Origin of the sequence: Mesorhizobium sp. M7A.F.Ca.CA.002.09.1.1, assembly GCF_003998555.1 — a bacterium.
Classification (GTDB): Bacteria; Pseudomonadota; Alphaproteobacteria; order Rhizobiales; family Rhizobiaceae; genus Mesorhizobium; species Mesorhizobium ciceri.
The window spans coordinates 1-7,894 of sequence record NZ_RZRR01000170.1 but is presented as its reverse complement, the minus strand read 5'-3'; the positions used below and the strand labels follow the sequence as shown (position 1 = coordinate 7,894).

The following is a 7,894-nucleotide window of genomic DNA, read 5'->3' as shown; positions in this document are numbered from 1 at the left end:
GACGATTTCCGCCACCAGCGGATGGCGAACCACGTCGCCGTCGTTGAAGCGCACGGTGACCGCGCCCGCCACGCCGTCCAGCACCCGCAAGGCTTCGACCAGACCCGATTTGGTGTTCGAGGGAAGGTCGATCTGGGTCGGATCGCCGGTGACGATCATGCGCGAGTTTTCGCCCAGACGCGTCAGGAACATCTTCATCTGCATCGGCGTGGTGTTCTGCGCCTCGTCGAGGATAACGGCGGCATGCGCCAGCGTGCGGCCGCGCATGAAGGCAAGCGGCGCGATTTCGATCACTTCGGCGGCAATGGCGCGCTCGACCTTGTCGGCCGGCATCATGTCGTAGAGCGCGTCATAGAGCGGCCGCAGATAGGGATCGACCTTCTCCTTCATGTCGCCGGGCAGGAAGCCCAGCCGCTCGCCGGCCTCGACCGCCGGCCGCGAGAGAATGATGCGCTCGACCATGCCGCGCTCGAGCAGCATCGCCGCGTGCGCCACCGCCAGGTAGGTCTTGCCGGTGCCGGCCGGGCCGATGCCGAACACCAGTTCCGACCGTTCAAGCGCCCGCATGTAGGCGTCCTGGTTGAGCGAACGGGCATAGATCGTCTTCTTGCGGGTGGCGATCTGGGCGGCGGAGACCTTGCCCTTGCGTTCCAGCGTTGGCAGGGTCAACTGATCGTCGGCGGCAATCGCCATGCGCACGGCGCCGTCAACGTCGGACTGGCCGATATCGACGCCTTTCTGGAGAATGCCGTAAAGATTGTCCAGGGCGCGGCGCGCCTGCTCGGCGGCAGAAGCGGACCCTTTGATGGTCAGCTGGTTGCCGCGTGAGCGGATGTCGACGCCAAGCTTCTGCTCGAGCCGGGCGAGGTTTTCGTCGAACTGACCATAGAGGGCGCTGGCAAGCTTGTTGTTGTCGAAAGTCAGAACGATGTGCGCCATGTCAGAAGCCCCAGATGCCGGTACCGGGGGCAGGTTCTTCAGCTCTGCTGCGCTCAACCGTCTCTCCTCATCTGCCGAGACCCTCAGGCCAATTCGGCGAACAGGCTGTTGTAGCCCGTCTTCGTGATTCGCACCTGGATAATGTCACCGATTTCGCCGGCCTTTTCATCAACAATAACCGGCTGCAGCCAAGGTGAGCGGCCTACCTTCTGGCCGGCCTGGCGGCCGGGCTTCTCGATCAGCGTGTCGATGGTGCTGCCGATGAGGCTCAAGCCGAAGTCCTGCTGCTGCTTCACAAGCAGAGCCTGCAGCCGCTGCAGGCGCTCGTCCTTGACCGTTTCCGGCACATGATCGGCCATTTCGGCGCCTGGCGTGCCGGGGCGCGGCGAATATTTGAAGGAGAAGGCCGAGGCGTAATTCACCTGACGCACCAGCTCCATGGTCGCCTCGAAATCCGCTTCTGTCTCGCCGGGAAAGCCGACGATGAAGTCGCCGGAAAGCGCGATGTCAGGCCGGGCAGTGCGGATACGGTCGAGCAGCGCCAGATAATCCCTCGCCGTGTGCCGGCGATTCATCGCCTTGAGGATGCGGTCGGAGCCCGATTGCACCGGCAGATGCAGATAGGGCATCAACGCCGGCAGATCGCGATGGGCCGCTATCAACTCGTCATCCATGTCGCGCGGGTGGCTGGTGGTGTAGCGCAGACGCGCCAGCCCGGGGATTTCGGCCAGCCTGAACAGCAGGCGGCCAAGGCCCCACTCGTGGCCGTTCTCGCCCTGGCCATGCCAGGCATTGACGTTCTGGCCAAGCAGCGTCACTTCGCGCACCCCGGCTTCAGCCAGGCGCTCAGCCTCCGCGACAATCTGCGCCACCGGCCGGGAAACTTCGGAGCCTCTGGTATAGGGCACGACGCAGAAGGTGCAGAACTTGTCGCAGCCTTCCTGCACGGTGAGGAAGGCGGTGACGCCGCGCTTGATGACCTCGGCGCGCTTGGACTGCGGCAGATGCTCGAACTTGTCCTCGATGGCGTAGTCGGTCTCGACGATCTTTTCGCCGCCGCGCACCCGCGCCAGCACGTCGGGGAGCCGGTGATAAGTCTGCGGGCCGATGACCAGGTCGACGGCCGGCGAACGGCGGATGATCTCGGCGCCTTCGGCCTGCGCCACGCAGCCGGCGACGCCGACCAGCATCTCGCGGCCGGCCAGGGCACGCTCGGCTTTCATGTCGCGGATACGGCCGAGCTCGGAATAGACCTTTTCGGCCGCCTTCTCCCTGATATGACAGGTGTTCAGCAGCACCAGGTCCGCCTCGCCAATGGCATCGGTCGCGGAATAGCCGTCGGCAGCCAGCGCATCGGCCATACGCTGCGAATCATAGACGTTCATCTGGCAGCCATAGGTCTTGATGAAGACTTTTTTCGCTGCCGTGGAAAGCACTGCCGGCTGTCCAGCCATAGTGCCGATGTCGTCGCTTTCTATCGTGTTCAAGTCCATAAGGCGGCTTCTAACGCCTTTCCGTGACAAAAAACAGACGATTCTCGGCCCGCGCCAGCAAGGGCATGCCGGGGCTAGCGGCTCGGCCGCGGGTCGGCAAGCGCCGCCTGCATCATCTCACGCACCTGGCTTTCCATCAGTTTCGACGTCTCCTTGCGGTTCGAACCCTTGGAAAAGGCGATTGCCTCGCCGAAATGCACCTCGACGTCGAGCGCGCCCTCCGCCAGCAATACCTTGAGATGCGGCATCAAATCCTCATCGCCGATCCAGGCGGCAAGCGGGCGATGCCGGCGGCCGAGCGGCACGCCGTGCAGACGCGTATAGGCGATCGCCACCGGCTGGATGAACACCTGTTCCGCCGCGCCTTCCGAAATCGCCATCGAGGCGGCGCCGAACAGCGTGCTCTTGAACGGCAGGACCATATTGCCGTCGCCGGTCGAGCCCTCGGCAAACAGCACCATCGCATCGCCCTTGGCCATGCGGCTGGCAATCTCGCTTGCCTGGTCGCCCGACGAACGCTTGCGCTCGCGCTCGATGAACACGGTACGCTGCAGCTTCGAAAGCATGCCGATCAGCGGCCAGCCTTCCATATCAGCCCTGGCGATGAATTTTACGTCGGCAAAAGAGCCGAGCACCATGATGTCGGTCCAGGAGATGTGATTGGACGCAACCAGCAGCGGGCGCTTGTCGGACAGCGTCCCCTTGACATGGATGCGCATGCCGAGCGCCCTGATGATCAGCCTGTGCCAGATCTTGAGGATGAAGGTTTCCGGCCACCAGCCGGTCTTCATCGACAGTATCTGTAACGGCACGAGGACCAGCGAACCGGCGACAACGAGGCCCAGCGCCAGGAAAATCCTGATTTTCTTGATCATCGCCCCATCCCGGCCGTCTCGCTAGCGAAGATCGCGGCGCATGACAAGCGCGCCGGTCGGTCCGTGTTCGGCCGACCTGTAGTAATTCGGCCGCTTGCCGACCTCGCGGAAGCCCAGCCGGCGATAAAGCGCGATCGCCGCGACATTAGTCTCGTCGACCTCGAGGAACAGCGCTTCGGCGCGCTGCGCGTGCAGTTCGCGCAACACCGCGTCCATCAATTGCCAGCCCAACCCCTGCCGGCGATGCGATCGCGCCACCGCGACGGTCAGGATCTCGCCCTCGCCTGCCGCAAGCCGCGCCAGCACGAAGCCGACGGGCGGCTTGGAGCCCTGTCCGGTTTCGCGCGCGGCATAGCCGAACACGGTGTCCTGTTCGAGCAAGGCGGCAAATTCGCCATCGGTCCAGGGGCGGACAAAGTCCTCGCGATGCAGCAGCGAGACCGCCGGACTGTCGGCGATCCTCAGCGGCTCGAGCGCATAGTCCCGGCGGCGTGATTGGAGAAAAGGTATGCGCATCTAATTTTTGTTTTCTTGTTTGACCATGATCTCTGGACAAACGGGAACCGTTGTCCGTGAAAACCGGCTTCCACTTTTCGGGATCATGGTCTGATCCTTGAAAGAATGAACCCGGCCTGCGGCTTGGCGTCGGCGCCGCGCAGATAGAGTGGTTTCGGCCGTTCGCCCGCGCCCTTGGCGGCAGCCAGGCGGGCGTAGGTGACAATGTCGGCGGTGGCCGTCCGAGGGCCGACATCGAATTCGCGCCCGGCCGATGCGCTGATGAGCGCTGCAGCGGTGCCGGCAAGCACCAGAGACGTTGCCTTCGCCATTGCCACCACGTCGGCCAGCGTGGCCACGGCCGGACCGTAAGTCAAGACTAACCTTTCGTCGTAAAAAGCCGCGTGGATCTCCTCACGGCCGGCATCCAGCGCCGCCAGCACGGCGCGACCGGGAAATGCCGTCGCTGCTTCGGCAGCCAGCGCCTCCAGTGTCGTCACTCCGATTGCCGGTATCTTCAGCGCCAGCGCCAGGCCACGCGCGGTCGAGACGCCGACCCGCAGACCGGTGAAGGAACCGGGGCCGACAGACACGGCAATGGCGCCAAGACCTGCATAGTCGGTTGCGCCTGCCTCCAGCGCTTCGGCGATGACCGCCATCAGCTGCTCGGCATGGCCCTTGCCGAGATCGAGCACCGAGCGGCCGAGCTCCCGCTTCGCCGTCGCGTCATAGACGCTAGCGGCGCAGAGGTTGGCGGCACAGTCGATGGCAAGCAATTTCATGAAGCAACCGGTTCGAAAGACAATTCCCTGTGCCCGCCACGGCCCGCCACCGCAAGGGGATAGTGCATAATTCGTTAAGCGGCTTCGCTTGTGGCCTATGCGGCCTGCTCGATGCGCAGCATGTGGTTGTCCCAGACATAGTCCGGTTCGGAGCGTGTCGCACCACTGCCCTCGACGATCTCGCCAGCGCCGGTGGTGGCCATGAAGCCGGTTCCATCGGGAGCCACGCCGCAGACCTCGACCAGCGCGCTGTTCGCGACGACCCGTCCGCTGGCCGCATCGAGCACGACAAGCGAGTTGCCTTCCGGCGAGGAGACCGCGACCGTGCCGGCAGCCGGATTGGCGGCGACCGAGCCTATGTAGTTGCGGAAGCCGGACAAAACGTCCTGCGGCATGTCGAGCAGTTGCAATTCCTTGCCGCGCACCGCGCGGCCGACCAGCAGCGGACGATCGGTGCCCGGGCCCCTGTACTGGCAACCGAACCAGACCGTGCCGGACGGATCGGTGTCCATGTGGCGGATCGACAGCTGATGCAGTGCGGCCGGCAATTCGTGCTTCTCGATGAGGTCGCCGGTGACGCGGTCTATCAGCACGTAGGACGGCTTCATGGTCGCAATGTTGAGCTCGGCGCGGCCGTAATCCGGATGGGTCTCGATGCCGCCATTTGCTACCGCAATCGTCCTGCCATCGCCCAGGAGCAGAAGCTCGTGCGGACCCATTCCATAGGTCGGGAACTCGCCGACACGGCTGAATTTCGCCCGCGCATCGTAGACGCCGACGACGCCGGCGGCGTTGTCGAAGTCGTTTTCGGTGGCATAGAGCAGCGCACCGTCGGCCGAAAACACGCCATGGCTGAAGAAATGCCGGCCGGCGATGCTGGCGATGGTCAGCGGCGCATCACGGCCCGAATGGTCGAAAACCACGGCAAAGGTGCCGGGTTGCCGCGCGAAGACCACCGAGCGTTTCGATATGGGATCGAAGGTGACATCGTGGCCGCGATCGGGCAGATCGATCGCATGCAGGACTTTGCCGGCCTCGGACAGGACGGCAGCGCCAAAGCTGCCGTCGCGTTTGACGAAAGCGGTGGCGAAGACGGCGTCGGTCGAAAGCGTCGTTGCCCAGGCCGATGGCGCCATCGCGGCCATGAAGCCAACGCCTGCAGCTCTCAGGAAATCGCGGCGATCTATCAGCGGGGTTTTCAATTCAGTCCCCATCCAGCGAGGAGAAGCCTGCGGTCAGGCCGAATTCAGCGGTCAACCTGGTCCCGATCAGGGTCGACAGGCTGGAGGTGATCAGCGCGAAATGATCGAGCTTGTCGCGCAATGCCGGATCGGCAAGCGCCTTGTCGATTGGACCGCTGACGGCCTTGGCGGTGGCGACACCGTTGACCAATTGGATGTGGATCGCTTCGGCCATCCAGCGCGCATCGGCCGGCAGGGCGTCGCCAAGTTTCGAGGCCTGGAACAGCGTATCGATGCCGGAGAGATTGCCGGCCAGTGACGCGGTGGTGTTTTGCGAGCGCCAATAGATCGCTTGTTTCGGCTTGTCCGCGTCCGGCTTGCCGCCGAAAAACCCTTTCAGGCGCACGTCACGCACCATTTCCAGCTCGTTGATGAAGACGCCGACCAGTTCGGTCACCGCTTCATTGCCGTCGCGGTAGAGCGGGTTCTGCGGCCCCGGATTGGCCCAAAGCGCTGCAAAGCCGTCCGGTTTGTTCCAGGCGGCGCTGACCTCGCCGGCCATGGTTTCGATGTTGCCGGCAACAGCAGTGCCATAGGCGCAGCGGTAGGAATCATCCTTGCCGGCCAGTGCATCGGCGCCGTCGCCGTAAAGCACGAACTCCAGCGCGCCCAGCCCCTGCATGGCGACGCTCTTGCCGGCCAGCTGTGCCGGATCTGTGGCGGTTGGATCCTTCGCCGACAGCGCCGCCTGCACCTGCTTCAGGCCAATGCTCTTGCGATCCGGCCAGAACAGCATGCGTTCCAGCCGGTTGTTCTCCTTGATCGGCCCGAAGCCGATGATTTCGGCTGACGACCAGGCATAGACGGTGGCGGAGAATTCGGCGCGTGCGGCATCGAGCTCTCCTTGCGAGGGCGTGACGCACAGCTTGCGCATGGATCCGGTCAAGGCTTCCGCATGCTCGTGCAGGCCGGCATAGGCCGGGCGGACGAAGCCATCGATCGCCCGCTGGATGATGTCGGAGGCTTTGACCGCCGCCGGCGCAGGGACAACGCCCAGCAGGGCCAGCGGAAGAGCGAAAAACAATGCAGAACGCTTGAACATCACAGTGACTCCAGGAATTTGAGCAATGCGTCACGCTCGGTCGCGTTAGCGGCGGCAAAACGGTCGCGCGCTTTCTGCGCCTCGCCGCCATGCCACAGGATCGCCTCAGCCAGGCTGCGCGCGCGCCCGTCATGCAGAAAGAAGGAATTGCCGTTGACTGTCTCGGTCAGGCCGATGCCCCACAGCGGCGGCGTGCGCCACTCATTGCCCGTCGCATCGCCCACGGCCTGGCCATCGGCCAGATCAGGCCCCATGTCGTGCAGCAGGAAGTCGGAATAGGGCCAGATCAACTGGAAGGCCTGCGCCTTATTGGGCGTATCGCGGCGCGTGACGAATTTCGGCGTATGGCAGGCAATGCAGCCGATCTCGTAGAATGTCTTTTTGCCCGCGAGCACGTCCGGCCGGTCGAGGTCCCGGCGCGACGGCACGGCCAGGTTCTGCGAATAGAAGGTGACGAGATCCATCACCGGCGGCGGCGCCTCGACCGGGCCAAGACGCTGCTGCACGCCGTTCGGCATGGCGAGGCATTTTGCCTCCGCAGCAGTGCAATCGCCCCAATGCCTCGGCTCTTCGAGCGTCGAGATGCCGATGTCGCCGGCAAAGGCATCCGCCGCCTGCTGGCGGATCGACGCGGTCTGCGCCTTCCAGCCGAAGCGGCCGAGCGTCAGTTCCCCGTTCAGGCTATCGCGCACGATGTTCGGCCTGCCGGAAATGCCGTCGCCGTCCCTGTCGTCCGGATCGGCTTGGGCGAGAATATCAGACGGCGCGATCTGTTCGATCAGGCCCAGGCCGATCATCGGCGGGGTCAGGCGCGGCGACAGTGTGGTGCGTGGGTCAAGCGGCCCGTAGCCAAGGCCGTCAACCGAATAGCTCGGCTTGCGCAAGGAGATCACAGCGCCGTCCGTCAGCTCTACCTTACGTTCCTGATAGTCGATATGCATCCTGCCTTCACCGGGCAGGCCGGGTACGGCGAGCTCCTGCAATTGCCTGCCGTAGACCGGGTCGGGGAAGTTGAGCACCTCATGGT

Annotated in this window: 8 protein-coding genes; all 8 read right to left on the bottom strand. The window is 64.2% G+C overall.

The features are described from left to right. On the bottom strand, window positions 1-939 hold a 939-nt coding region (locus EN994_RS10290), incomplete at its 3' end, for a PhoH family protein (RefSeq protein WP_245466006.1). An 83-nt stretch (window positions 940-1,022) separates the two neighbouring features. After that, window positions 1,023-2,393, bottom strand: a complete 1,371-nt coding sequence (gene miaB / locus EN994_RS10285) for a tRNA (N6-isopentenyl adenosine(37)-C2)-methylthiotransferase MiaB (RefSeq protein WP_244514371.1) — start codon at window positions 2,391-2,393, stop codon at window positions 1,023-1,025. A 113-nt stretch (window positions 2,394-2,506) separates the two neighbouring features. Beyond that, window positions 2,507-3,307 carry a 1-acyl-sn-glycerol-3-phosphate acyltransferase gene (locus EN994_RS10280; RefSeq protein ID WP_063169990.1) on the bottom strand — a complete coding sequence of 267 codons (801 nt, stop codon included), beginning with the start codon at window positions 3,305-3,307 and terminating at the stop codon, window positions 2,507-2,509. A gap of 21 nt (window positions 3,308-3,328) precedes the next feature. Beyond that, window positions 3,329-3,823, bottom strand: a complete 495-nt coding sequence (gene rimI, locus EN994_RS10275; protein ID WP_063169989.1) for a ribosomal protein S18-alanine N-acetyltransferase — start codon at window positions 3,821-3,823, stop codon at window positions 3,329-3,331. An 83-nt stretch (window positions 3,824-3,906) separates the two neighbouring features. Further along, entirely contained in the window at window positions 3,907-4,584 is a 678-nt protein-coding gene (tsaB, locus tag EN994_RS10270; RefSeq protein ID WP_063169988.1) for a tRNA (adenosine(37)-N6)-threonylcarbamoyltransferase complex dimerization subunit type 1 TsaB, read from the bottom strand. A gap of 95 nt (window positions 4,585-4,679) precedes the next feature. Then, window positions 4,680-5,786 (bottom strand): DUF1513 domain-containing protein, encoded by a 1,107-nt coding sequence (locus EN994_RS10265; protein WP_127307518.1) that lies wholly within the window; start codon window positions 5,784-5,786, stop codon window positions 4,680-4,682. 1 nt (window position 5,787) lies between these two features. After that, the gene (locus EN994_RS10260) at window positions 5,788-6,867 is read right to left on the bottom strand and encodes an imelysin family protein (protein ID WP_127307517.1); all 1,080 of its coding nucleotides are present in this window, start codon (window positions 6,865-6,867) and stop codon (window positions 5,788-5,790) included. Beyond that, the coding region (locus EN994_RS10255) for a di-heme oxidoredictase family protein (RefSeq protein WP_245466005.1) at window positions 6,867-7,894 on the bottom strand (1,028 nt) is incomplete at its 5' end. The genes EN994_RS10260 and EN994_RS10255, both read right to left, overlap by 1 nt.